Raw genomic sequence first — 24436 nt, 5'->3', positions numbered from 1 at the left:
CGAATCGACCGCTGCGGGAGCCGGGTGAGGTTTGCGGCGCGCCGTGCCCGCTTGGCGCCGATCGGGCGGGTCGACTGGCGATCGATGTCGCCTGGCGGGTCGCGCACCCTGGCACTGCGGCGCGCGCGGGCACAATATGGGGTGCCGGTGTGTCCGCACGGACCGGCGCCCCCCGAGTTGAGCGAGGAATGATGACCACGGCGAAGCAGTCGGTGGCGGATCCGTCCGCGTCCGACCACGAGGCGCTCCTCGGTGAGTTGGCCGAGGCCCTGCGACGGATCGGTCGCGGCGACCTGAAGGTCCGGCTTCCGCGCCGCGCCGGCCCGGCCGGTGAGGTGGCGGACGCCTTCAACGAGGTGGTCTCACTCCAGGAGCGGCAGTACCTGGACCTGCGGCGGATCAGCCGGATCGTCGGCCGCGACGGCCGGCTCACCGAGCGGCTCGACGACGAGGGGCTGGACGGCTCCTGGGCGGAGGGGCAGCGGGCGATCAACTCGCTGATCGACGACCTGGGCCGACCGACCACCGAGATCGCCCGGGTGATCGTGGCGGTCGCCGACGGTGACCTGTCCCAGCACATGGCGTTGGAGATCGACGGTAGGCCGCTGCGTGGTGAGTACCTGCGCATCGGACGGACGGTGAACACGATGGTGGACCAGCTGTCGTCGTTTTCCAACGAGGTGACCCGGGTGGCCCGTGAGGTGGGCACCGAGGGCAAGTTGGGCGGCCAGGCCGACGTGCGGGGCGTCGCCGGCACCTGGAAGGACCTCACCGACTCGGTGAACACCATGGCGTCGAACCTGACCGGCCAGGTGCGGTCGATCTCGCAGGTGGCGACGGCGGTGGCCAAGGGCGACCTGTCGCAGAAGATCACCGTCGGCGCGCGGGGTGAGGTCGCCGAGCTGGCGGCAACGATGAACTACCTCACCGACACGCTGCGGCTCTTCGCCGAGCAGGTGACCCGGGTGGCCCGCGAGGTGGGCACCGAGGGCAAGTTGGGCGGCCAGGCCGAGGTGCCGAACGTGGCCGGCACCTGGAAGGACCTGACCGACAGCGTCAACTCGATGGCGTCGAACCTGACCGCCCAGGTCCGTAACATCGCCCAGGTCTCCACGGCGGTGGCGCGCGGCGACCTGTCGCAGAAGATCACGGTGGCGGCGCAGGGCGAGATCCTGGAGCTGAAGGACACCGTCAACACGATGGTGGACCAGCTGTCGTCGTTCGCCGACGAGGTGACCCGGGTGGCCCGTGAGGTGGGCATCGAGGGCAAGTTGGGCGGTCAGGCCCAGGTGCGCGGCGTCTCCGGCACCTGGCGGGACCTCACCGAGAACGTCAACCAGCTGGCCGGCAACCTGACCAGCCAGGTCCGCAACATCTCCCAGGTCTCCACCGCCGTGGCGAAGGGCGACCTGTCGCAGAAGATCACGGTCGACGCCCAGGGCGAGATCCTGGAGCTGAAGAACACCGTCAACACCATGGTCGATCAGCTGTCGTCGTTCGCCGACGAGGTGACCCGGGTGGCCCGTGAGGTGGGCACCGAGGGCAACCTGGGCGGTCAGGCGCAGGTGAAGGGCGTTTCCGGCACGTGGCGGGACCTGACCGACAACGTGAACTCGATGGCGTCGAACCTGACCAGTCAGGTCCGCAATATCGCCTCGGTGACCACGGCGGTGGCGAAGGGTGACCTGTCGCAGAAGATCACGGTGGACGCGCGGGGCGAGATCCTGGAGCTGAAGTCGACTGTCAACACGATGGTGGACCAGCTGTCGTCGTTCGCCGACGAGGTGACCCGGGTCGCGCGTGAGGTGGGCACCGAGGGCAAGTTGGGCGGCCAGGCGCAGGTGCGCGGGGTCGCGGGCACCTGGCGGGACCTGACCGACAACGTCAACTCGATGGCCTCCAACCTGACCGCCCAGGTGCGCAACATCGCCCAGGTCTCCACGGCGGTGGCGAAGGGTGACCTGTCGCAGAAGATCACGGTGGACGCGCGGGGCGAGATCCTGGAGCTGAAGTCGACTGTCAACACGATGGTGGACCAGCTGTCGTCGTTCGCCGACGAGGTGACCCGGGTGGCCCGTGAGGTGGGCACCGAGGGCAAGCTCGGTGGTCAGGCGCAGGTGAAGGGCGTTTCCGGCACCTGGCGGGACCTGACCGACAACGTGAACTCGATGGCCTCGAACCTGACCAGCCAGGTCCGCAATATCGCCTCGGTGACCACCGCCGTGGCGAAGGGCGACCTGTCGCAGAAGATCACGGTGGACGCCCAGGGCGAGATTCTGGAGCTGAAGTCGACTGTCAACACGATGGTGGACCAGCTGTCGTCGTTCGCCGACGAGGTGACCCGGGTGGCCCGCGAGGTGGGTATCGAGGGCAAGCTCGGTGGTCAGGCGCAGGTGAAGGGTGTCTCCGGCACCTGGCGCGACCTCACCGAGAACGTCAACCAGCTCGCCTCGACGCTGACCACCCAGTTGCGGGCCATCGCCCAGGTGTCCACCTCGGTGACCCGCGGCGACCTGACCCAGCGGATCGCGGTCAAGGCGCAGGGCGAGGTCGCCGAGCTGAAGGACAACATCAACCAGATGATCGTCACCCTTCGGGAGACGACCAAGAAGAACGCCGAGCAGGGCTGGCTGGACTCCAACCTTGCCCGGATCGGTGGCCTGTTGCAGGGCCAGCGCGACCTCGGCGAGGTCTGCCGCATGATCATGACGGAGGTGACTCCGCTTGTCGACGCCCAGCTCGGCGCCTTCTTCCTGGCCGACGACGCCGACGGCAGCATGCGGCTGCGGCTGACCTCCTCGTACGGGTACGTGGCGCGGGGGCACGACGTCACCTTCGGGCCGGGTGAGGGGCTGGTCGGGCAGACCGCGCTCTCCCGTCGCACGATTCGGGTCAGCGCCTCCCCGAACAGCCGCCTCACCCTGCGGTCCGGTCTGGCCGAGACACCCCCGTCCGACCTGGTGGTGCTCCCCGTCCTGTTCGAGGGTGAGCTGCTCGGGGTGATCGAGTTCGCCAGCGTGTCGGCCTTCTCCGAGCTGCACCTGTCGTTCCTGGAGCGGCTGGTGCTCACCATCGGCATCGCGGTCAACACCATCCAGGCCAACCGGCGTACGGAGGAGTTGCTGGCCCAGTCGCAGCGGCTGGCGCACGAGATGCAGGAGCAGTCGGCCGAGTTGCAGCGCACCAACGCCGAGCTGGAGGAGAAGGCCACCCTGCTGTCCGAGCAGAAGGGCAACATCGAGACGAAGAACCGGGAGATCGAGCTGGCGCGGCTGGGCCTGGAGGAGAAGGCGCAGCAGCTGACCCGGGCGTCTGCGTACAAGTCGGAGTTCCTGGCCAACATGAGCCACGAGCTGCGGACCCCGCTGAACTCGTTGCTACTGCTGGCCCGACTGCTGGCCGAGAACTCGGAGCAGAACCTCAGCCCGAAGCAGATCGAGTTCGCCCGGACCATCCACGGGTCCGGCTCCGACCTGCTGCGTCTGATCGACGACATCCTCGACCTGTCCAAGATCGAGGCGGGTCGGATGGACGTCGAGCCGACCGAGATCCGCTTCACCGAGCTGCGCGGCTACGTCGAGCAGGCGTTCGCGCCGCAGGCCGAGGAGAAGAACCTGGACTTCCAGGTACGGGTGAGCAAGGATCTGCCGCCCGCGTTGGTGACCGACGCGCAGCGGTTGCAGCAGATCCTGCGCAACCTGCTCTCCAACGCGGTGAAGTTCACCGACAACGGTGCCGTGACGCTGCGGATCGCCCCGGCCGCGGAGAACGCGGTCTTCGACGTCCCGGCGTTGACGAACGCCCAGCAGGTGATCGCGTTCACCGTGATCGACACCGGGATCGGCATCTCCGACGACAAGCTGTCGATCATCTTCGAGGCGTTCCAGCAGGCCGATGGCACGACCAGTCGCCGCTACGGCGGCACCGGCCTGGGCCTGTCGATCAGCCGCGATCTGGCCCGACTGATCGGTGGCACCATCACCGTCTCGTCCGCGCCCGGTCAGGGCTCGACCTTCACCCTGTTCGTGCCGCAGGTGCTGGCCCCGGACGCCGTGGTCGCGCCGCAGACGCCGTCGCCGCAGCGCGCCGGCCTGCCGTCGTCGCTGCTGATGCCGCCGCTGGAACTGCTGCCGGAACGGCCGGAGGCACCGGCCACCCGTCAACTGGACGGTGCCACGGTGCTGATCGTGGACGACGACGTCCGCAACGTCTTCGCGTTGACCAGCGCGTTGGAGCTGCACGGGATGACCGTGCTGTACTCGGACAACGGGGCGGACGGTGTCCGCCTGCTGGCCGAGCATCCGGAGGTGGACATCGTGCTGATGGACGCCATGATGCCCGACCAGGACGGTTACGAGACCACACGCCAGATTCGTCGCAACCACCGGTTCGCCGACCTTCCGGTGGTCTTCCTCACCGCGAAGGCGATGCCGGGCGACCGTGAGTCGGCGCTCGCTGCCGGGGGCAGCGACTACATCACCAAGCCGGTCGACCTGGACGACCTGATCGAGTTGATGTCGTCCTGGATCAACGGCAGCCGGACCGAGGAGACTTCGTGACCCAGATGGCCAAGGCGCTGCTCGTGGACGACCGGCGGCAGAATCTGACGGCCCTGGAGGCGATCCTCCAGGGCCTGCCGGTCCAGTCCGTGGCGGTGGAGAGCGGCGAGGCGGCTCTCAAGCAGCTGCTGGTGGACGACTTCGCGGTGATCCTGTTGGACGCGCAGATGCCGGACATGGACGGCTTCGAGACGGCGAGCCACATCAAGCGCCGCGAACGGACCCGGCACGTGCCGATCATCTTCCTCACCGCCGCGGACCGGGACGCCCAGCTCGCCCTGCGGGGCTACCAGGTGGGTGCGGTGGACTACCTCACCAAGCCGTTCGACCCGTGGGTGCTCCGAGCGAAGGTGTCGGTCTTCGTCGAGCTGTGGGTGAAGACCCGGCAGTTGGCCGCCCAGTCGGACCTGGTCCGGGAGCGCGACACCCAGTGGCGGCGGCTCACCGAAGCGGTCGACGAGGCGACCGCCCAGCTCCGCTCGGACGACCCGGAGGTCCGCGACCGGGCGGTACGGCTGCTCGAACAGGCCCGCTGGGGAAACACCGCCTGACGCGGCGGGCGGCTCAGCCGGTGGGCTGGTCGTTGCGGATCATCAGGGCGCTGCGCAGGCCCGTGATGTCCAGTACGCGGATCAGGAAGTCGCCCACGTGCGTCAGCATCAGCAGGCTCTGCGCGTGGCTGGCCTTGCGGCTGAGCACGACAAGGGTGCCCAGGCCCTGCGAGTCGCAGAAGGTGACGCCGCCGAGGTCGAGCACGATCCGTGGGGGTGGGTCGGCCAGCACCTCGTTGACGACGGTGGAGAGCTGCGCCGCCGTGAGCATGTCGATCTCACCGGCCAGGCGCAAGACTGCTTCGTCGCCCGTCCGGTGTAGCGTGATGGACAGTTCGGCACGATCCACTGGGTCAGCCTAGCGCGATCCGACCGACCTGGCCTGTCGAGGCCGCGACCCGTCGCCGTCCAGGCCACGAGGCCCCTCGTGTCGGCGCTGCCGAGGGGTGCAGGTCTCGGGTGAGCCGGGTAACCCGACCACGGGGTGGCTGCTGGTTGACCGTCCGGCGCTGTCACAATGGCGGCATCGTGACCGACATCTTTCCTGCCGGGTCCGGCCGCTACCCAGCCGACGCGCCGGCCTCCGAGGCCCTGTTCGACCGCGCCCGCGCCATCGTGCCGGGCGGGGTGAACTCCCCTGTGCGCGCCTTCCAGGCGGTCGGCGGCACCCCGCGTTTCATGGTCCGTGGTGAGGGCCCGTGGCTGTACGACGCCGACGGTCGCCGCTACGTCGACCTGGTCTGCTCCTGGGGTCCGCTGATCCTCGGGCACGCCCACCCGGAGGTGGTGGAGGCCGTCCAGGCCGCCGCCGCCCGGGGCACCAGCTTCGGCACGCCCACCCCAGGTGAGGTGGAGTTGGCCACCGAGATCGTCGCGCGGACCCCGGTCGAGCAGGTCCGCCTGGTCAACTCGGGCACCGAGGCGACCATGTCGGCGATCCGGCTGGCCCGTGGCTTCACCGGCCGTTCGAAGATCGTCAAGTTCGCCGGCTGCTACCACGGCCACGTCGACGCTCTGCTCGCCGCCGCCGGCTCCGGCGTGGCCACCCTGGGCCTGCCCGACTCGCCCGGCGTGACCGGCGCGGCGGCCAGCGAGACGATCGTTCTTCCGTACAACGACATCCGGGCCGTCGAGGAGGCGTTCGCCGCCGAGGGCCCGCACATCGCCGCGGTGATCACCGAGGCCGCCGCCGGCAATATGGGCGTGGTGGCCCCCCGCGACGGCTTCAACCAGCAGCTCGCCCGGATCGCGCACGCACACGGCGCCCTGCTCGTGGTGGACGAGGTGATGACCGGGTTCCGGGTCTCCCGCGCCGGGTGGCACGGCCTCGACGCCTCCGACGCCGACCTGTGGACGTACGGCAAGGTCATGGGTGGTGGCCTGCCCGCCGCGGCGTTCGGCGGGCGCGCGGACATCATGGCGCGGCTCGCGCCGGCCGGCCCGGTCTACCAGGCCGGCACCCTCTCCGGTAACCCGCTCGCCTGCGCCGCCGGTCTGGCGACCCTGCGGCTCGCCGACGACGCGCTGTACCAGCGCCTCGACGAGACGGCCGCCGTCGTGGGCAAGCTGGCGTCCGACGCGTTGGCCGCCGCCGGGGTCCCGCACCGACTGTCGTACGCGGGCAGCATGTTCTCGGTCTTCTTCACCGACGCCGACGTGGTCGACTACGACAGCGCGCGCACCCAGCAGGTGCCGGCGTTCAAGGCGTTCTTCCACGCGATGCTCGCCGCCGGCGTCTACCTGCCGCCGAGCGCGTTCGAGTCGTGGTTCGTGTCGGCGGCGCTCGACGACGCCGCACTGGAACACATCGCGGACGCGCTGCCGACGGCGGCGAACGCGGCGGCAGCGGCTGGTCACGGGGGGTAACGAGCCTTGAGCAAGACTGTGGTTCACGTGCTTCGGCACGGCGAGGTGTACAACCCCGACCAGATCCTCTACGGCCGGCTGCCCGGTTTCCGCCTCTCCGAGCTGGGCGTGCAGATGGCCAAGGCCGCCGCGCAAGGGCTGGCCGAGCGGGAGATCGTGCACGTGGTGGCCAGCCCGCTGGAGCGCGCCCAGCAGACCGCCGAGCCGATCGCCGCCCAGTTCGGGCTGCCGGTCGGGGTGGACGAGCGGCTGATCGAGAGCGCCAACTGGTTCGAGGGCAAGAAGGTCTCCCCGGGTGACGGGTCGTTCCGCGACCCGCGCAACTGGTGGGTGCTGCGCGACCCGGTGACCCCGTCCTGGGGCGAGGCGTACCGGGTGATCGCCGAGCGGATGTTCGCCGCCGTGCACGCCGCCCGGGTCGCCGCCGAGGGCCGCGAGGCGGTGCTGGTGTCGCACCAGCTCCCGATCTGGACGCTGCGCCGCTACGTCGAGCGCAAGCGGCTCTGGCACGACCCGCGCAAGCGGCAGTGCGGGCTGGCCAGCCTCACCTCGTTCCACTTCGACGGCGCGAAGGTGGCGGGCATCGGCTACAGCGAGCCGGCCGCGCACCTGATCGCTCTCTCCGCGACCGCCCGGACGGCCAAGGGGGCCTGATGAACGCCCGGAGGTGGACCGCGGGTCTGCTCGCCACCGTCGCCGCGGTGGCGCTGGTCGGCTGCACGTCCTCGAAGGCGCAGGAGAAGACCTGCACGACCACCACCGACGGGATCTTCGAGTGCGCACCGGACCAGCGCTCCGCACCTCCGAAGGTCGCCGGTGAGCTGCTGCTCGGCGGCACCTACGACGTCAGCGAGGCGCGCGGTCAGGTAGTGGTAATCAACTTCTGGGGTTCCTGGTGCGCGCCGTGCCGCGCCGAGGCGGACGACCTGGAAGCCGTCTACCAGGCCACCAAGGGTTCCGGGGTGAACTTCCTCGGCATCAACGTCCAGGATTCGCGGGACAAGGCCAAGGCGTTCGAGAAGGGCCGGGTCACCTATCCGAGCCTCTTCGACCCGTCCAGCAAGACGGCGCTCGCGCTGGACATCCCGCCGAACAGCGTGCCCGCGACGGTGGTGCTCGACCGGGACGGCCGGATCGCGGCGGTGATCCGGGCCGCCGTCAAGCAGGAGGGCCTGCAACCGATCGTCGAACGGATCGCCGCCGAGAAGCCGGCGCCGAACTGATGGGCGAGACCTTCCGGGAGTTGGCCCTCAGCGGGCCGCTGCTGCTCGCCATCGGCGCGGCGGCGCTCGCCGGCCTGGTCAGCTTCCTCTCCCCGTGCGTGCTCCCGCTCGTCCCCGGCTACCTGTCGTACGTGACCGGCCTGGCCGGCGCCGACCTGGAGGGCCGCCGACCGGCGGCCGACCCCGCGCCGACCACCGGGGGTGTCGCGGTCAAGGAGCGGGTCGCGCGGGCGGGCGCGGTCAAGGGTCGGGTGCTCGCCGGGACGCTGCTCTTCATCGGCGGCTTCACAGTCGTCTTCGTGGCCACCGCGATCCTCTTCGCCAGCCTCGGCCGGGTGTTCTTCGACTACAAGCGCGAGTTGCAGTTCGGCGTCGGCGTGCTGATCATCGTGGCGGGGTTGAGCTACCTCGGGATGATCCCCGCCCTGCAACGGGAGTTCCGGATCTCCCGGCTGCCGTCGGCCGGGCTGCTCGGCGCACCGGTCTTCGGTGCGGTCTTCGCGCTGAGCTGGGTGCCCTGCACCGGCCCCACGCTCGGCGCGGTGATGGGCATGGCCACCGCCAGCGGCCAGAGCGACCGCGCGGTGGTGCTCGCCGTGGCGTACTGCCTCGGGTTGGGGATACCGTTCATCGTCTTCGGGCTGGGCTTCGAACGCCTGCTCGGGGTCTTCCGCGCCGTCCGGCGCAACAGCCGCTGGGTCACCCGGGTCGGCGGTGCCCTGCTCATCCTGATCGGCCTGGCCCTGGTCACCGGCGGATGGCAGAGCTTCGTGATCTGGTTGCAGACCACCGTCGGGGTGGGCGAGGTGAGCATCTGATGACGGTCGTCGACGACCGACCGGAGACCGTGGCGCCCGCGCCACGCCGCCGGCCCAACCGGCTGCTGGCCCTGCTGCGTAACTCGTGGCGGCAGCTCACCAGCATGCGTACGGCGCTGATCCTGCTCTTCCTGCTCGCGATCGCCGCCATCCCCGGCTCGGTGCTGCCGCAGCGCGGGATCAGCCCGGAGAAGGTCAACGAGTACTTCGTCGACCACCCGGACTGGGCCCCCCGACTGGACCGGATCGGCGCGTTCGAGGTCTTCGGGTCGGTCTGGTTCTCCGCGATCTACCTGCTGCTGTTCACCTCCCTGATCGGCTGCATCACGCCCCGGCTGCGCGACCACGTCCGCACGCTGCGGTCCCGGCCGCCGGCCGCGCCGAAGCGGATGGCCCGGCTGCCGCAGCACACCGTGCTGCCCGCCCCGCCCGGTGGGGCGGCGGCGATCGCCGAGGCGTTGCGCAAGCGCCGCTGGCGCGTCGAGGTGCGCGGCGACGAGGTCTCCGCCGAGAAGGGCTACCTCAAGGAGACCGGCAACCTGCTGTTCCACACCTCGCTGATCGCGGTGCTGATCGGCGTGGCGCTCGGCTCCTGGTACGGCTGGAGCGGCAACCGGCTGCTGGTGGCCGGCGCGGACAACGCGTTCTGCAACACCCGCCAGCAGTACGCCGAGGCGAAGCTCGGCCCCCAGGTGGACAGCGCCGACCTGCCCCGCTTCTGCCTGCGGCTGGACGACTTCGAGGCCCGGTTCCTGCCGTCCGGCCAGCCGGAGTTCTTCAACGCCACGGTCACCGTCGACGGCCCGGACGAGCCGACCCGCAGCGCGGACTTCTCGGTGAACTCACCGCTGCGCCTGAACGACGCGAGCGTCTACCTGCTCGGCCACGGGTACGCCCCGGTGATCCGCTACACCGACCGGTTCGGCAACAGCCAGATCAGTGACGAGCCGTTCCTGACCACCGGCGACATGGGCCTGACCAGCGAGGGGCTGGCGGCCTTCCCGGACGCGAACGTCGACCCGGCGACCGGCCAGCGCGCACCGGACCAGCAGGTGGCGTTCACCGGCATCTACCTGCCCACGGCGCCCGAGCAGGCGCCGTTCGTCCGCTCGCAGTATCCGACCGAGCGCAACCCGGCGCTGAACCTGGTCGCCTACCGGGGCAACCTCGGCCTGGACGCCGGCATCCCCGGTTCGGTCTACCAACTCGACCAGCGGCAGGTGCGGACCGGCAAGGTCAAGGAGGTCGGCACCAAGCTGCTCCGCAAGGGCGAGACCTGGAAGCTGGACGACGGCACGACAGTCGAGTTCCTGGGCACTGAGCGGTACGTCACCCTCTCCATCCGGCACGATCCCGGCTCGACGATGCTGCTGGTCAGCTGCGGCGTCCTGCTGGTCGGGCTGATGGGTTCGCTGTTCGGGAAGCGCCGCCGGGTCTTCTTCCGGGTGGTCCCGGGCGACCCCGGGGAAGGATCTCCGACGAGCGGTAGTAGCTTGATGGAGGTCGGTGGGCTGCCGCGTACCGACTATCCAGGGTTCGCCGACGAGTTCACCCAGCTCGTCGCCGCTGTCAGCGGTGCCGAACGGCCTGACGCTGACTCCACTGAGCGGGCCGGCGTGCGAGAAGGAGCCGAGTGATGTCCGCACTCTCCGACAATCTGGTGACCTTCGCGATCCTGGCGTACCTGATCGCGATGATCGGTCACGCCGTGGAGTACGCGCTGGGCAACGTGCGTACCCGGGTCGCCGCGGCGGCGCCGGTGCGCGAGTTGGTCGGTGCCGGCGGTCCCGTCCCGACGCCGCCCGCGCCGGTCCCGTCGCCGTCCCCGGCCGACCGCTCCGCCGGGCGGGCCCGGCTGGCGGGACTGATCGGGGTGGGCGCCACCGCGGTCGCCGCCGGGCTGCACCTGGCGGCGCTGGTCACCCGTGGGCTCGCCGCGGACCGGATGCCGTGGGGCAACATGTACGAGTTCGTGCTCACGGTGACGTTCATCGGGGTGGCTGCCTGGCTGGTGGTGCTCTGGAATCGACCGTCCCTGCGCAAGCTCGGGCTCTTCCTCACCCTGGTGATGGTGCTGTTGGTCGCCACCGCCGAACTGGTGCTGTACGTGCCGATCGTGCCGCTGGTGCCGGCGCTGAACTCGTACTGGTTCGTCATCCACGTCTCGACGATCGTCTTCGCGTCCGGCATCTTTCTGCTCGGCGTGGTGCCGGCGGTCGGCTTCCTGATGCGCAACGGGTACGAGCAGGGCAAGCGGAGCTTCCCGTACACCCTGGCCAAGCGGCTGCCCGGCGCGGTCGGCCTGGAGCGGCTGACCTTCGCGCTGCACGCCTTCGCGTTCCCGATCTTCACCTTCGCGGTGATCGCCGGTGCCATCTGGGCCGAGGCGGCCTGGGGTCGGCCGTGGGGCTGGGACCCGAAGGAGACCTGGGCGTTCATCTCCTGGGTGGTGTACGCCGGCTACCTGCACGCCCGCGCGACGCCCAGCGTCAAGCGCAACGTGGCCACCTGGATCGCTGTGCTCGGCTTCCTCACCATGCTGATGAACCTGTTCGGTGTGAACATCTTCTTCACCGGCCTGCACTCGTACGGCGGGCTGGACTGATCCTGGCAACGCGGTGCGGGCCGGTCACGGATTCGTCCGTGACCGGCCCGCGTTGTTCAGGTGGCCTGGGTCAGCTCACCGTGACCGGCGCGATGTCGTTGCCCGGGTTGTCGTCCACCCGGGGGTAGCGGCTCGCCGGCTGGACCTCCCCGGCGGACCCGCCGAGGCTGTCGATCCGTAGGTCGAAGGTTGCCGTCTTGCTGACCCCGGCGGGGAACACGCCTCCCGGGCCACTGCAGCGCCAGAACTTCGGGGTCGTTGCGCCGTCCTCCTCCTCCCCGCCGTACGACCCGCAACCCGGCGGGTCGGCCAGCACGGTGACCCCGGCGGGCGGGGTGAAGAGGAAGTCGCCGACCGTGTCGCCCGAGTTCGTGCCATCCGGCACACCCGGCCCGTCGTTACGGATGCCCACGGTGACCTGGACGGTGTCGCCGACGGCACCGGTCACGGTCGCGCCCTGGGCGACGATGTCGAAGGCGCTCCGGACCTCCCACAGGTAGGTCTGACCGCCGGCGCCGTTCACGTCGACCGGGATCACGCCGAGCGGCGTACCGACCGCCCGCAGCCGCAGCGCCTGGTCGGCGTCGCGGCTCCTGAGCCTCACCCCGCTCGGGAGTGGGCCGGCGCTGGCCAGCGGCTCCACGACCTGGGTGATCCGCTTGTCGCCGAGCGTCGCCGGGCCGACCGTGGTGGCGAGCCCGCCCCGCAGCTCGTGCCGCTGACCGGGCGCGAACGTGCCCCGCACGGTGCAGACGACAACGGTGGCGAGCACCTGGTCGGTGCCGTACCGGCAGTTGCGGTAGCTGGCCGGCACGAGGCCCACCGGGAAGCGCATGGTGAGCCGCAGGTCCACGGCCGGCTGGTCGCCGGCATTGACCACGGCCACCGCGAGGGGGAGCGTGTCGCCCACCTCGACGCCTGTCACGTATTCGTCGACCATGTCGAGCAGGTCGGGCCCGGACCGCACGGTGACCGTCGCCTGCTGGGCGTACGCCTCGGTCTGTTCGCCGAACGCCGTGTAGTCGAGGGTGCCGGACGCGCCGTCGACGGCACCCGGCGCGGGCCGGAACACCACCGGCACAGTGCCGGTGAGCGTGCCGAACTCCTCGATGGCCGTCGGCGGCATCGGGCAGGTCACCGAGGTGCCCGCGGTGACGCAGAAGTCGGGGAAGCTGGCGGTGGCCACGCCCGCCAGGCCGGTCAGGTCGATGGTCACCCGGGGTTGGCTGGCCCCGGTGCTGCTCAGGGTCAGCGGCACCGTCCGGCTGGGAGCGCCGGCCGCGCCGAGCGACACATCGCCCAGCGAACCACTGACCCAACCCGGGTCGTCCTCGGCCGCGGCCGGGCCAGCCGCCACACCGACTCCTGCGGTGCCCACGACCAGCGCGGTCAGACCGCGCAAGAGCCTGCCACGCGCAACGTGCACAGATCTCATCGATCTCCTTGCTGAGGGATGAACCGATCGGAAGAAGCCGGGTCTGCAACACCCCGACCCGACCGGCATCCATGATCTTAGAGATCGCCTGTGACAGTTTTCGTTCGGTCGGACGCGTCGCGATCTCGGTCGAAAGAGGACTCGGCCGGTGCCCGCCGGCCCGGTCGCCAGGCCCGCAACGCCCGCTCGACCTGGACGGTGACCTGGTAGGACACCTCCGGTAGATCGGCAAGCTCGATCCGCTCGCCACGCATCGCCAGTTGGGCGTGCAGCTCCCGGGCGACGGCGTCGCGAAGCTCGACCAGCAGGGGCGACAACCCGTCGGGGTCGCCGACGACGTACGCGTCCGACATGGATTCACTCTGCTCCCGCGTCCCGCCGTTCGGCCAGGCACGGTGAGATGTGCCTGCCGGCCTTGACCCGGCCGTTGATCGGTTTCCGGCGCGCCCGCGATCAGCCGCCGAACCAGCCGGGTACGTCGAGCCGGAACCAGTTGGCCGAGGCCATGGTGCGCAGGTCGTCCTCCAGGGCGGTGACCCGTTGCGGGCCGAGGGTGTCGGCCCACTGTGCGCGCAGCCGGTCGAAGATCTCGGCCGAGCGGCGTAGCCCGTCGGCGCCGCGCGGGGTCACCCGGACCAGCCGGCGTCGCGCGTCGGAGGGGTCGTCGACCCGCTCCAGGTAGCCGACGGCGACCAACCGGTCGACGGTCTTGCCCGCGGCCTGTTTGGAGATGCCCAGCCGCTGGCCCAGCTCGGTGGCGGTGGTGCCGTCCGCGCCGACGGCCTGGAGCACGAACCCGTGCAGTGGCCGCAGCTCCGGATGCCCCTCCCGAGCCAGTTCGGCGTGCAGATCGTCGATCAGCGTGCGGAAGCCGGCCAACAGCAGCAGCGGTAGCTGGAAGCCGGGCCGGGCGGGTTCAGGGGTTGCCATGTTCGTCAACCGCGTTTACTATTTCGTCAACCACGTTGACTATCTTACGTGATGCGGCCCGCTTCTCCGCGCCGCCGTCCCTCGTCACCGCCGCCCCTTCCGGCCGCCGCCTTGGAAAGCAGGTCACCATGCCCGTCTTCACCGCCCACACCGCCGAGACCGCGCCCACTCCCGCCCGACGGGCCATCGAGGGAGTACGCCGCCAGTTCGGCTGGCTGCCGACACCGGTGGCGCTGATGGCCGAATCACCGCAGTTGCTCGCCGGGTTTCTCACCGCCAACGCGGGCTTCGAGCAGACCGACCTCACGCCGCTGGAGCGGGAGGTGGTCGTCCTCGCCGTCGCCACGACCAACGAGTGCCACGTCTGCGTCGCCCTGCACACCGGCACGCTCAACCGACTCGGTGCGACCGCCGAGCTGATCACCGCGCTACGTGCCGGCTCGGTGCTACCCGAGCCGCGACTGGAGGCGCTGCGCCGGTTCACGCTGGCCGTGCTCCAGCACCGGGGTGCGGTGCCGGACGACGAACTGGACGACTTCCTGACCGCAGGCTTTCAGCCCCGGCACGCGCTGGACGTGGTGCTCGGCGTCGGCGCGTACACGATCTCCACCTTCGCCAACCGGCTCACCCGGGCACCGCTCGACCCGCCGCTCGCCGCCCACGCCTGGACGCCCGCCGATCAGGCCGCCTGAAGGAAGTCACGCAGCAGGGCGAGCATCTCGTCCGGACGCTCCTCGTACAGCCAGTGCCCGCAGTCCTCGATCACCTCGCCGCGGACCGTGTCGGCGTACCGGCGAACCTGCTCGGCGATCTGCCCACCGAGGCTGGCCGCCGCGCCGACGGCCAGCACCGGCATCGTCAGCTTCGTGGCCCGGTACGCCGCGTTGTCGGCGACGTCCTGCTCGAACGCCCGGAAGTAGGCGAAGCTGGCCCGCAGGTGCGCCGGGTCGCGCAGATGGCTGGCGAACTCCTCGATGTCGGGCGCGGCGATGCTGCCCTTGCGCACCATCAGCGCGTCGGTGAACTTGTCCACCCAGAGCGACTCCCGCCCGTCGACCAATGCCTCCGGAAGCCCGTTGCCGAGGGAGAAGTAGCCGAAGTTCCACACCCCGGGCCCGGCCGAGGTGAGCGCGGGGAACGTGTAGATGCTCTCGTCGGGGATCGGCGCCTCGGTGAGCACCAGCCGACTCACCCGCTGCGGATGGGCGGCGGCGTACGCGTACGCCACCATGGTTCCCAGGTCGTGCCCGACCAGCCGGAGGTCGCTGACCAGGCCGAGCTGGTCGAGTAGTCCGTGCAGGTCGGCGGCGACGGTCTTCTTGTCGTACCCGCCGTCCGGGGCGTCGCTGCCGCCGAAGCCGCGCAGGTCGGGCGCGACCACGTCGAAGGAGCGCCCCAACTCGGGTAGCAGGTGCCGCCACATGTACCAACACTGCGGGTACCCGTGCAGCAGCACCAGTGGCGGGCCGGCACCGCCACGGACGTAGTTCATGCTGATCTGGCCGACCCGCGCCCGTTGCTCGGTGAACCCCGCCGGGACCCGCTCCCCGCCCATTCGCCGCCTCCGTCCGCCGGCCGCCCGGCTACCCGCTCAACCGCCCGCCATGCCCGCAGGGTGCGGCCGTCACGGCAGGGCCGGGGTCAGGCTGCCGCTGTCGTCGACGGCGGCCAGGACGGAATCCAGTAGTCCAGGAAACCGGGCGTCGAGGTCCTCCCGGCGCAGCGTGTGCAGGATGATCCGCCCTTCCCGGCGAGCCCAGAGCACACCGCCCTCGCGCAGTACCCGCCAGTGGTGGCTGGCGGTCGAGGGGGAGACGTCCGGCAACGTGGTGGAGCAGGTGAGCTCCTCGCCGCCGGCCAGCCTCTTCACGATCCGCAGGCGGATCGGGTTGGCCAGCGCCTCCAGCACCGAGTCGATGCGCAGGTCCTCTCGACCCGGGTGAACAAAGCCCTTCATAGTTCGACTATACGTGAACCAATCAACAGTCGAATGATCGTGCCCCAGGTCATCGTCCGACCCGTTGCCGCCCCCACAAGGTGGCTTCTAATGTTCACGTACATACGAACAATCGTGGGGAGAGTTGAACGATGAGCGCTTACATGATCATCAGTGTCACGCCGGAGGACGCCGAGAGGATGACGGCCTACGAGGCGCAGACGCTGGAGGTGGTGGCCCGGTTCGGCGGTCGCCCGGTAGCCCGGGACACCAACCCGCTGGTGCTGGAGAGCGACCATAAGCCCGCCATCGCGGTGGTCCTCGAATTCCCCGACAAGCAGGCGATCCTGGACTTCTACCACTCCCCGGAGTACGCGCCGCTCAAGGAGTTCCGGCACACCTTCGCCAGGGCGAGCGCCCTCGTCATGGACGCGGACATCGCCTGAGGCCCCGGCCTGGTGTGAGCGGGGGCGTCACCGCGGATGCCCCGGTTCACACCACCCGGCCTGGTCGGCCGCAGACGCGGTGCGGGAGACTGGGCGACATGGCGGCTCGTGGCTTCCCGTACACCGATCTCAAGGACTTCATCGCGGCGCTGGAGCGCGCGGGGGAGTTGCGCCGGATCGACGTCCCGGTCGATCCGACCCTGGAGATCAGCGAGGTGGTCACCCGCACGGTGCGGGCTGGCGGCCCTGCGCTGCTCTTCGAGCGGCCAACCCGGGGTGAGATGCCGGTGGCGATCAACCTGTTCGGCACCGAGAAGCGGATGGCGATGGCCCTCGGCGTCGACTCGCTGGACGAGGTCGGTGCCCGGATCGGCGCGCTGATCAAGCCGGAGTTGCCGGTCGGCTGGTCGGGCATCCGGGAGGGTCTCGGCAAGGTCATGCAGCTCAAGTCGGTGCCGCCGCGCAAGGTCAAGACCGCCCCCTGTCAGGAGGTCGTCTACCGGGGTGAGGACGTCGACCTCAACCGGCTGCCGGGGTTGCAGGTCTGGCCCGACGACGGCGGGATCTTCCACAACTACGGGCTGACCCACACCAAGCACCCGGAGACCGGCAAGCGCAACCTGGGCCTGTACCGCCTCCAGCAGCACGGCCGCAACACCCTGGGCATGCACTGGCAGATCCACAAGGACTCCACGGCCCACCACGCGGTCGCCGAGCGGCTCGGGCAGCGCCTGCCGGTCGCGGTCGCGATCGGCTGCGACCCGGTCGTGTCGTACGCGGCCAGCGCGCCCCTGCCCAGTGACATCGACGAGTACCTGTTCGCCGGGTTCCTGCGTGGCGAGCGGGTGGAGATGGTCGACTGCCTCACCGTGCCGTTGCAGGTGCCGGCGCACGCGCAGATCGTGCTGGAGGGCTATCTGGAGCCGGGTGAACGGCTGCCCGAGGGGCCGTTCGGCGACCACACCGGTTTCTACACGCCGGTCGAGCCGTTCCCCGTGCTGCACATCGAGGCGATGACCATGCAGCGCAAGCCGGTCTACCACTCGATCGTCACCTCGAAGCCGCCGCAGGAGGACCACGGCCTCGGCAAGGCCACCGAGCGGATCTTCCAGCCGCTGCTCAAGTTGATGATCCCGGACATCGTCGACTACGACCTGCCGGCCGCTGGCGTCTTCCACAACTGCGCGATCGTCTCGATCCGCAAGCGCTACCCGAAGCACGCGCAGAAGGTGATGAACGCGATCTGGGGCGCGCACCTGATGTCGCTGACCAAGCTGATCGTGATCGTCGACGAGGACTGCGACGTGCACGACTACAACGAGGTCGCCTTCCGGGCCTTCGGCAACGTCGACTACGCCCGCGACCTGCTGCTCACCGAGGGTCCGGTGGACCACCTCGACCACTCGTCGTACCAGCAGTTCTGGGGCGGCAAGGCCGGCGTCGACGCGACCCGCAAGCTGCCCACCGAGGGCTACACCCGTGGGTGGCCGGAGGAGATGACCATGGCACCCGAGGTCACGGCCCTGGTCGACAAGCGCTGGAAGGAGTACGGAATCTGATGGCCGTCCTCGACGCACCGACGGCGAAGCCGGGCCGGACCAAGTCCTTCCTGAAGCTCGTCGCCGTCGAGCACTCCGTGTTCGCGCTGCCGTTCGCGTTCCTCTCGGCGCTGGCCGCGATGCAGGTCAACGGTGGGCGGGTCCGGTGGCTCGACCTGCTGCTGATCACCGTGGCGATGGTCGGGGCGCGGACGTTCGCGATGGCCGCCAACCGGATTCTCGACCGCCAGATCGACGCGCGGAACCCGCGTACCGCCGGTCGGGAACTGGTCACCGGAGCGGTGAGCGTGCGGACGGCCTGGACCGGCGCGGCCGTCGCGCTGGTGGTCTTCCTCGTCGTCGCCGCCCTGCTCAACCCGCTCTGTCTGGTGCTCGCGCCGCTCGCCGTGGTGCCGCTGGTCGTCTACCCGTACGCCAAGCGGTTCACCAACTGGCCGCACGCCATCCTCGGGGTCGCCCAGGCGGTCGGCCCGGTCGGCGCCTGGCTGGCGGTCACCGGCACCCTGGACGGCTCCGGGCCGGCCTGGCTGCTCGGGGCGGCCGTGGGGCTGTGGATCGGCGGCTTCGACCTGATCTACGCCTGCCAGGACTCCGAGATCGACCGGGAGATCGGCGTGCACAGCGTGCCCGCCCGGTACGGTCGGCGCTTCGCGCTGCACGCCTCAACGGTCGCGCACGTGGTGACCTTCGCGCTGTTCATCTGGTTCGGTGCGTTGATCGGTCTCGGCTGGCTCTGGTGGATCGGGCTGGCGCTGACCGCTGTGGCGTTCGGCTACCAGCACCTGGTGGTCACCCCGACCGACCTCAGCAAGGTCAACCGGGCGTTCTTCACCGCCAACGGCTTCGTCGGCATCGCACTGTTCCTCTTCGCCCTGCTCGATCTGGTGATCCGGCTCGGCCTCCAGCCCTGAGGCTGAGCCGGCCCCCCGGCCCTGAGGCTGAGCCGGCCCTAGGGCCCGGAGGCCGGCGGTGCGGTGCTGACCGGGTAGCGGGCGCTCTCGAAGGTCCAGTCGATGGTCCCGCGCACGGCGTACGCGACACCGTCGAGGTGGTCGGCGACCGCCTCGTCCAACGTCGGGCCGAACGACGGCACGGCGGCTCGCAGCGCGACGAAACGTCCCATCGCCTCCCGCCAGTGCTCGGCCGCCCGTTCGACCGCCTCCGCCTCCGGTACGGCCAGGTCGCCCTCGATGGCGAGGACGAGGTTGTGCCCGCCGGCGGTCACCCGGTCCCGTTCCAGCGAGGCCAGGTCGTTGTACCAGGAGAGCAGGTCGTTGCCGGTGCGGGCGATCTGACGCAGCAACGGGTGGTGGTAGACCGGGTCGGGCAACGGTCGGCCACTGACGAACTCCACCAGCGGGTACGACACCTCCGCCGCCGAGGTCGACCGACGCAGCTCGACGTACTCGTCCACGCTGGGACGGCGGCCGGCCTCCTTGTTGACCGCCTCCTGCCAGGTGCCGTCGAGGTGTCGGGCCACCGCGTCGGCGAAGCGCTGCCGCCACCGGGCCGGCATCCGGCGGCGCGGCTCCCGCCAGGCCAGCACCAGCAGTCGCCGCAGCGGGCCGGTCAGCCCGGGGTGCCGCAGCCGGGTGCCGTCGTGCAGCAGCGCCAGGGTGCCGTTGCGCAGCGCCCGGATCTGCTCCGGGGTCAACCGATTCGGCCCGTCGCAGGCGTCGTCGACCAGGAAGAACCAGGTGAACAGCGCGGCCAGCACCCGCAGGTCGGCTTCGGTCGCCTCCGGGTAGAGCCGTCCGGCGTACCGGGCGAAGGCTCCCCGGGACAGCCGGTGCAGCGCGGCGTCGTCCAGTGAGAAACCAAGCTCGGGCAGCAGACCGAGCAGCCAGTCCTGCACGCGATCGGCGTGTGGTGGGGGAAGCCGGGGCGGAATCGGACATTCGGCACGCAGCGCCCGGAGGATCTCGCCGGTCGTCACCGATGCCTCCTCTTCGAGATGGTTCCGGTGCGAATCGCCAGCGGCAGCATGTCAGGTCGGCGGGATACGCAGGTACCCCGTCCGACATGTCGGACCGGACCAACCCCGGGGGTGCCCACCAGCGGACCAGCCGGACCAGGCAGGCTGGGGGCATGCGGGAACCATGGGTGGTCGGGGTCTCCGGTGCCTCCGGTACGCCGTACGCGGCGGCCGTCATCGGCGGCCTACTCGACGCGGGCGAGCCGGTGGACCTGATCGTGTCCCGGGCGGCGCGACTCACCGTGCTCGACGAGACCGGCCGACCCTTCCGGGACGGGCACTGGGCCGAGGACCTCGCGGCCTGGCTCGACCGGGACCTGACCACGGCGGATGTGCGGCACTGGCCGGCCGGCGACCTGGCCGCCGGGCCGAGCAGCGGCTCCTACCGGGTACGCGGGATGACTGTGGTCCCGGCCAGCACGGCAGCCTGCGCGGGCATCGCGATCGGGCTCTCCAAGGACCTGTTGCAGCGTGCCGCCGAGGTCAACCTCAAGGAGCGCCGTCCCGTGGTGCTGGTCCCCCGGGAGACACCGGTGACCCGCAGCCACCTGGAGCACCTCATCGCGCTGCACGACGCGGGTGCGGTGGTGCTGCCGGCCAGCCCCGGCTTCTACGGCGCCGGCGCGGCGGCCAGCGCGCAGCAACTGGTCGACTTCGTGGCCGGCAAGGTGCTGGACGCGCTCGGCGTCCCGCACACCCTGTTCCGGCGGTGGTCCGGCCAACTCGGCGCAACACGAAGCTGAGCCGTCCCGTTCGTGTCGGTAGTCGGCCGAAGCGGGACGCGGACCGGACTGGTGTCCGGTCCGCGTGGCGTTGTCCGCACCAGTTCAGTACATGCCGGCGTTGGCCGGACCCGGCCCCGTGGATGCCGCCGGCCCCACATTGCGTGGCTTACCGACCTCATCCACCTCGTCCAGCATGCCCTCCCCCTCAAGCAGGGCTCGCACCTCGGATTCCCGAAACCGGCGATGCCCGCCTGGAGTCCGGATGCTTCCTATCCGGCCGGCCGCCGCCCATCTCGTCACAGTTTTCGGGTCTACCCGAAACAGCGCGGCGACCTCACCCGGTGTCAGCAGGCGATCTCCAGTGTCCACAGCCCCCTCCTCGCGTCGACGAAGCCCCCGGCTGAACACACTGCCCCCGGCTGGTGCGTAGCCCAGAGCCGTCATGAGGGACGTATGGCAATTACAGCACCAGGGACATGGCCTGTCCGCCCAAACGCGAAAAATGCACTGAGTGGGGAGTTAGTAATGTTACTGGTGCTACCGATGCCCTGACCGGCGGTTTATGAACAGTGACTCGCCGCTCAGTCCAACGGGTGCCGAAGGCCGCGCGTTACGCGTGAACGGTTAGGGTCACTCTCTGTGGATGCCATCGACCTGAGCCTCGTCGACCTGCTGCGTGGCAACGCCCGCCTCTCGTACGCCGAGCTGGCCCGACAGGTGGGCCTCTCGGCCCCGGCCGTACACGAGCGGGTCGGCAAGCTGGAGAGCAGCGGGGTGGTCCGGGGCTACCGCGCGGACGTGGCCCCGGAGTCGATCGGGCTCGGTGTCACCGCGCTGATCGGCATCGTCGAGGACTCCGGCGCCGACAGCGACGACATGCTCGAGTCGCTGCGGGTGCTGCCCGAGATCGAGTCCTGCTACTTCATGGCCGGCGTGGAGTCGTTCCTCCTCAAGGCGCGGGTCGGCACGATCGCCGAGCTGGAGCAGTTGATCGTGCGGTTGAACCGGACGCCGGGGGTCGCCTCCACCCGTACCGCCATCGCGCTCTCCACCAAGTGGGAGAACCGCCCGCAGCCGGTGGGCCCGCCCGCGGCCTGACCGCCCTCGTACCCCTGGTGTCACCCGGTCGGCCGGCGGTAGCGTGCGCCGATGACCCCTCCGGCCCGTCCCGTGGCGGTGGTGACCGGCGCGGCCGGGGGCCTGGGCCGTGCCATCGCCACCGCGCTGCACGCCGACGGCTGGTCGGTGCTGCTCACCGACCTCGACCCGGCGGCGGTGCAGAGCGCCGCGGCGCCGCTCGGCGGCTGGTCGACGGCCCTGGACGTCCGGGACGAGGACGCCTGCGCCGCCGTCGCCGGGATCGCGGCGAGCCGGGGCGACCTCGCCCTCTGGGTCAACAACGCCGGCATCCTCGTCACCGGGGCGTCGTGGGAGCACGACGCCGCGACCCGCCGTCGGGTGCTCGACGTGAACGCCCACGGCGCCATGAACGGCACCCTCGCCGCGCTGACCGTGATGCGCGAGCAGGGCCACGGCCACGTGCTCAACGTCGTCTCGTTGGCCGGGCTGGTCGCCGCGCCCGGCGAGACGGTGTACGCGGCCAGCAAGCACGCCCTGCTGGCGTTCAGCCTCGGCACCCTGTCCGACCTGCGGATGGCCGGGTACCGGCGGGTGCACGTCTCCTGTCTCTGCCCGGACGGCATCTGGACCCCGATGCTGCACGACCGGCTGGACGACCCGGGGGCGGTGGCCTCGTTCACCGGGTCGATGCTGACCGCGCAGCGGGTGGCGGCCCGGGCGGTCCGGCTGGCCCGCCGGCCACGTCCGGTGGTCACCCTGCCCCGCTGGCGGGGAGTACAGGTGCGCCTGTTGGACGCACTGCCCAGGTTGGCCGTCGCACTGACCCCGCTCGTCCGGGCCGCCGGCCGCGCCGGTCAGCGCCGCCAACGCCGCAGGTCAGCGCCGTCGGACCGACGCTGACCACCGCTGGCCCGCTTGCTAGGTTTCCGAGCGTGACTCATCTCGACCGGTGCGACGAATCCAGCCGAACCTGGGTGACCGAGGCGATCGCCGCCGTCGAGGCGGACGCGAACCGCTCGGCCGACACCCACCTGCTGCCGTTCCCGCTGCCCCGGGAGTGGGGGATCGACCTCTACCTCAAGGACGAGTCGTCACACCCCACCGGCTCGCTGAAGCACCGGCTGGCCCGCTCGCTGTTCCTCTACGGGCTCTGCAACGGCTGGATCGGGCCGCGCACCACGATCGTCGAGGCGTCGTCGGGTTCCACGGCGGTCTCCGAGGCGTACTTCGCCCGGATGCTGGGCCTGCCGTTCATCGCGGTGATGCCCGCCTCCACCTCGCCGGAGAAGATCGCGCAGATCGAGTTCCAGGGCGGCCGGTGCCACCTGGTGGACGACCCGGCGAGCGTGGTGGTCGAGGCCCGGTGGCTCGCCGAGGACTCCGGCGGGCACTTCATGGACCAGTTCACCTACGCGGAGCGGGCGACCGACTGGCGGGGCAACAACAACATCGCCGAGTCGATCTACGCGCAGTTGGAGCTGGAGCGACACCCGATCCCCGCCTGGGTCGTGGTGGGCGCTGGCACCGGGGGCACAAGCGCGACCATCGGCCGCTACGCCCGGTACCGCCGGCTCGCCACCAAGCTCTGCGTGGTCGACCCGGAGAACTCGGCGTTCTACCCGGCCTGGCTGGCCGCCGACTGGTCGGTGCGCACCGGGAAGGGCTCCCGCATCGAGGGGATCGGCCGGCCCACCGTGGAGGCGTCGTTCCTGCCCTCGGTGGTGGACCGGATGGTCCAGGTGCCGGACGCGGCGTCACTGGCCGCCATGCGCGCCGGATCGGCGCTGCTCGGTCGCCGGGTGGGCGGGTCCACCGGCACCAACCTGTGGGGCGCGTTCGGCCTGATCGCCGCGATGCTCGCCGAGCGTCGGACCGGCTCGGTGGTCACCCTGATCTGCGACCCGGGCGACCGGTACGCCGACACCTACTACGCCGACGACTGGGTGGCCGCCCAGGGCCTCGACCTGACCCCGCACCTGGCCACCATCGACCGCTTCCTGGCCAGCGGGGCCTGGCCGGCCTGAGCTGCTCAGCGGGGCCTGGCCGGCCTGAACCATTCAGCGGGGCCTGGCCCGCCGGTGCGCGGGTCAGCGCGGGTCGATCCGTTCGGCCAGCCCGGGGTAGCGCACCACGTAGCCGCTGTCGTCCAGGTCGATGTCGGCCGTGAAGGTGCCACTGGCGAAGCGCACCCGACCCGGCCCGAGCCCGGTGTAGATCTGCTCGGCCGGCACCACCTCCAGGCCGGGCAGCAGCACCCAGGCGACGGTGATCCGGTGTGCCACATCGGCCGCCTCGGCCGCCATCCGGAGCCGGTGGACCGGCAGGGTGTTGAACAGCGGCGAACCGCTCAGGTCGACGTCGAGCGCGTCGGCCAGTCGGTCCGGGTCATCCGTGCCGGGCAGACCGGCCCGGGGGTGACCGGCCGCGACCAGGGCCGCGTCCAGGTTGCCCTGCTCGGCGGTGGTCACCCGCCACCGGCCCGTGGCCCGCTCCAGGGTCACCCGGCGCAGCCAGCCGAGCCCTTCGGCCTCGACCTCGACCCGGCTGGTGGCCCAGTCCGGCGTGGTGGTCAGCTGGTAGCGGGCGGTCCACGGGATCGGGTCCACGGCGAGCAGGGTGCCCCGGGCCGCCAACCCGTGGCCGTCGTCGAGCAGAACCTGCTCGCTGCCGGCGGTGTCCGTCCGGGACCAGAAGATCGACTTCGGCATGGTCGGCATGAGCCGGACGT

The 24436-nt window shown here is 70.8% G+C and carries 25 protein-coding genes; 16 read left to right on the top strand and 9 right to left on the bottom strand.

Translation table 11 applies throughout. The features are described from left to right. The first annotated feature begins 191 nt into the window (after positions 1-191). Both ACIBD9_RS03825 and ACIBD9_RS03820 read left to right on the top strand, forming a co-directional pair. On the top strand, positions 192-4559 hold the full coding sequence (locus ACIBD9_RS03825) for a HAMP domain-containing protein (protein ID WP_396714234.1): 4368 nt from the start codon (positions 192-194) through the stop codon (positions 4557-4559). Then, positions 4556-5110 (top strand): response regulator, encoded by a 555-nt coding sequence (locus ACIBD9_RS03820; protein WP_357197877.1) that lies wholly within the window; start codon positions 4556-4558, stop codon positions 5108-5110. Before ACIBD9_RS03825 ends, ACIBD9_RS03820 begins: the two co-directional genes overlap by 4 nt. 13 nt (positions 5111-5123) lie before the next feature. Here the strand turns inward: ACIBD9_RS03820 and ACIBD9_RS03815 are convergent, their stop codons facing one another. Further along, complete coding sequence (locus ACIBD9_RS03815; protein ID WP_007454492.1) at positions 5124-5459, bottom strand: STAS domain-containing protein; 336 nt, start codon at positions 5457-5459, stop codon at positions 5124-5126. Between the two features lie 179 nt (positions 5460-5638). Here ACIBD9_RS03815 and hemL point away from each other — a divergent pair, with 179 nt between their 5' ends. Genes hemL through ccsB form a run of 6 tightly spaced genes read left to right on the top strand, consistent with a single transcriptional unit; the run spans position 5639 to position 11622 of the window. After that, the gene (gene hemL, locus ACIBD9_RS03810; RefSeq protein ID WP_396714231.1) at positions 5639-6976 is read left to right on the top strand and encodes a glutamate-1-semialdehyde 2,1-aminomutase; all 1338 of its coding nucleotides are present in this window, start codon (positions 5639-5641) and stop codon (positions 6974-6976) included. A 6-nt stretch (positions 6977-6982) separates the two neighbouring features. Then, positions 6983-7630: a histidine phosphatase family protein gene (locus ACIBD9_RS03805; protein ID WP_091395739.1), complete on the top strand. Its 648-nt coding sequence runs from the start codon at positions 6983-6985 to the stop codon at positions 7628-7630. Then, the gene (locus tag ACIBD9_RS03800) at positions 7630-8199 is read left to right on the top strand and encodes a TlpA family protein disulfide reductase (protein WP_396714229.1); all 570 of its coding nucleotides are present in this window, start codon (positions 7630-7632) and stop codon (positions 8197-8199) included. Before ACIBD9_RS03805 ends, ACIBD9_RS03800 begins: the two co-directional genes overlap by 1 nt. Continuing rightward, positions 8199-9017 (top strand): cytochrome c biogenesis CcdA family protein, encoded by an 819-nt coding sequence (locus tag ACIBD9_RS03795; RefSeq protein ID WP_396714227.1) that lies wholly within the window; start codon positions 8199-8201, stop codon positions 9015-9017. The genes ACIBD9_RS03800 and ACIBD9_RS03795 overlap by 1 nt, the downstream gene beginning before the upstream one ends. Beyond that, positions 9017-10654 carry a cytochrome c biogenesis protein ResB gene (locus tag ACIBD9_RS03790; RefSeq protein WP_396714225.1) on the top strand — a complete coding sequence of 546 codons (1638 nt, stop codon included), beginning with the start codon at positions 9017-9019 and terminating at the stop codon, positions 10652-10654. The genes ACIBD9_RS03795 and ACIBD9_RS03790 overlap by 1 nt, the downstream gene beginning before the upstream one ends. After that, positions 10654-11622, top strand: a complete 969-nt coding sequence (gene ccsB, locus ACIBD9_RS03785; protein WP_396714223.1) for a c-type cytochrome biogenesis protein CcsB — start codon at positions 10654-10656, stop codon at positions 11620-11622. Before ACIBD9_RS03790 ends, ccsB begins: the two co-directional genes overlap by 1 nt. A 70-nt stretch (positions 11623-11692) precedes the next feature. On the opposite strand, the gene ACIBD9_RS03780 is transcribed toward ccsB, so the two are convergent. From ACIBD9_RS03780 to ACIBD9_RS03770, 3 genes are all read right to left on the bottom strand, one after another. After that, positions 11693-13057 (bottom strand): hypothetical protein, encoded by a 1365-nt coding sequence (locus ACIBD9_RS03780; protein ID WP_396714221.1) that lies wholly within the window; start codon positions 13055-13057, stop codon positions 11693-11695. Between the two features lie 77 nt (positions 13058-13134). Next, positions 13135-13410 carry a hypothetical protein gene (locus ACIBD9_RS03775; RefSeq protein WP_396714219.1) on the bottom strand — a complete coding sequence of 92 codons (276 nt, stop codon included), beginning with the start codon at positions 13408-13410 and terminating at the stop codon, positions 13135-13137. Positions 13411-13510: 100 nt separating this feature from the next. After that, positions 13511-13987, bottom strand: a complete 477-nt coding sequence (locus tag ACIBD9_RS03770) for a MarR family winged helix-turn-helix transcriptional regulator (protein WP_396714217.1) — start codon at positions 13985-13987, stop codon at positions 13511-13513. 128 nt (positions 13988-14115) lie between these two features. On the opposite strand from ACIBD9_RS03770, the gene ACIBD9_RS03765 reads away from it, so the two are divergent. Then, positions 14116-14679, top strand: a complete 564-nt coding sequence (locus ACIBD9_RS03765; protein ID WP_396714215.1) for a carboxymuconolactone decarboxylase family protein — start codon at positions 14116-14118, stop codon at positions 14677-14679. On the opposite strand, the gene ACIBD9_RS03760 is transcribed toward ACIBD9_RS03765, so the two are convergent. Then, positions 14667-15542: an alpha/beta fold hydrolase gene (locus ACIBD9_RS03760; protein WP_396714213.1), complete on the bottom strand. Its 876-nt coding sequence runs from the start codon at positions 15540-15542 to the stop codon at positions 14667-14669. The two genes, ACIBD9_RS03765 and ACIBD9_RS03760, sit on opposite strands and share 13 nt — an antisense overlap. A 69-nt stretch (positions 15543-15611) precedes the next feature. Continuing rightward, positions 15612-15944, bottom strand: coding sequence for an ArsR/SmtB family transcription factor (locus ACIBD9_RS03755; RefSeq protein WP_396714211.1), 333 nt, complete (start codon positions 15942-15944; stop codon positions 15612-15614). A gap of 131 nt (positions 15945-16075) precedes the next feature. Between ACIBD9_RS03755 and ACIBD9_RS03750 the strand changes: the two genes are divergently transcribed. From ACIBD9_RS03750 to mqnP, 3 genes are all read left to right on the top strand, one after another. Further along, a complete protein-coding gene (locus tag ACIBD9_RS03750) occupies positions 16076-16369 on the top strand; it encodes a DUF1330 domain-containing protein (RefSeq protein WP_396714209.1) in 294 nt (97 codons plus the stop codon). Positions 16370-16467: 98 nt separating this feature from the next. Next, the gene (locus tag ACIBD9_RS03745; RefSeq protein ID WP_396714207.1) at positions 16468-17928 is read left to right on the top strand and encodes a menaquinone biosynthesis decarboxylase; all 1461 of its coding nucleotides are present in this window, start codon (positions 16468-16470) and stop codon (positions 17926-17928) included. Beyond that, positions 17928-18839, top strand: a complete 912-nt coding sequence (gene mqnP, locus ACIBD9_RS03740) for a menaquinone biosynthesis prenyltransferase MqnP (RefSeq protein WP_396714204.1) — start codon at positions 17928-17930, stop codon at positions 18837-18839. The genes ACIBD9_RS03745 and mqnP overlap by 1 nt, the downstream gene beginning before the upstream one ends. 38 nt (positions 18840-18877) lie before the next feature. On the opposite strand, the gene ACIBD9_RS03735 is transcribed toward mqnP, so the two are convergent. Further along, on the bottom strand, positions 18878-19864 hold the full coding sequence (locus ACIBD9_RS03735) for a terpene synthase family protein (RefSeq protein ID WP_396714202.1): 987 nt from the start codon (positions 19862-19864) through the stop codon (positions 18878-18880). A gap of 152 nt (positions 19865-20016) precedes the next feature. Here ACIBD9_RS03735 and ACIBD9_RS03730 point away from each other — a divergent pair, with 152 nt between their 5' ends. Continuing rightward, complete coding sequence (locus tag ACIBD9_RS03730; protein ID WP_396714200.1) at positions 20017-20646, top strand: UbiX family flavin prenyltransferase; 630 nt, start codon at positions 20017-20019, stop codon at positions 20644-20646. Between the two features lie 84 nt (positions 20647-20730). On the opposite strand, the gene ACIBD9_RS03725 is transcribed toward ACIBD9_RS03730, so the two are convergent. Beyond that, the gene (locus ACIBD9_RS03725; RefSeq protein WP_007454516.1) at positions 20731-20997 is read right to left on the bottom strand and encodes a BldC family transcriptional regulator; all 267 of its coding nucleotides are present in this window, start codon (positions 20995-20997) and stop codon (positions 20731-20733) included. 270 nt (positions 20998-21267) lie between these two features. On the opposite strand from ACIBD9_RS03725, the gene ACIBD9_RS03720 reads away from it, so the two are divergent. Genes ACIBD9_RS03720 through ACIBD9_RS03710 form a run of 3 tightly spaced genes read left to right on the top strand, consistent with a single transcriptional unit; the run spans position 21268 to position 23732 of the window. Further along, the gene (locus tag ACIBD9_RS03720) at positions 21268-21726 is read left to right on the top strand and encodes an Lrp/AsnC family transcriptional regulator (RefSeq protein ID WP_091395696.1); all 459 of its coding nucleotides are present in this window, start codon (positions 21268-21270) and stop codon (positions 21724-21726) included. Positions 21727-21777: 51 nt separating this feature from the next. After that, positions 21778-22608 carry an SDR family NAD(P)-dependent oxidoreductase gene (locus tag ACIBD9_RS03715; RefSeq protein ID WP_396714198.1) on the top strand — a complete coding sequence of 277 codons (831 nt, stop codon included), beginning with the start codon at positions 21778-21780 and terminating at the stop codon, positions 22606-22608. 32 nt (positions 22609-22640) lie between these two features. Next, entirely contained in the window at positions 22641-23732 is a 1092-nt protein-coding gene (locus tag ACIBD9_RS03710) for a PLP-dependent cysteine synthase family protein (RefSeq protein WP_396714196.1), read from the top strand. 63 nt (positions 23733-23795) lie between these two features. Here ACIBD9_RS03710 and ACIBD9_RS03705 read toward each other — a convergent pair whose 3' ends face one another. Then, positions 23796-24425: a putative glycolipid-binding domain-containing protein gene (locus ACIBD9_RS03705; RefSeq protein WP_387170753.1), complete on the bottom strand. Its 630-nt coding sequence runs from the start codon at positions 24423-24425 to the stop codon at positions 23796-23798. Positions 24426-24436: the final 11 nt, after the last annotated feature.

It is taken from the genome of Micromonospora sp. NPDC050784, assembly GCF_044456765.1.
GTDB classification, from domain to species: domain Bacteria; phylum Actinomycetota; class Actinomycetes; order Mycobacteriales; family Micromonosporaceae; genus Micromonospora; species Micromonospora foliorum.
Note: the sequence above shows the minus strand (reverse complement) of the source record. Positions and strands in the feature narration are given on the sequence as shown.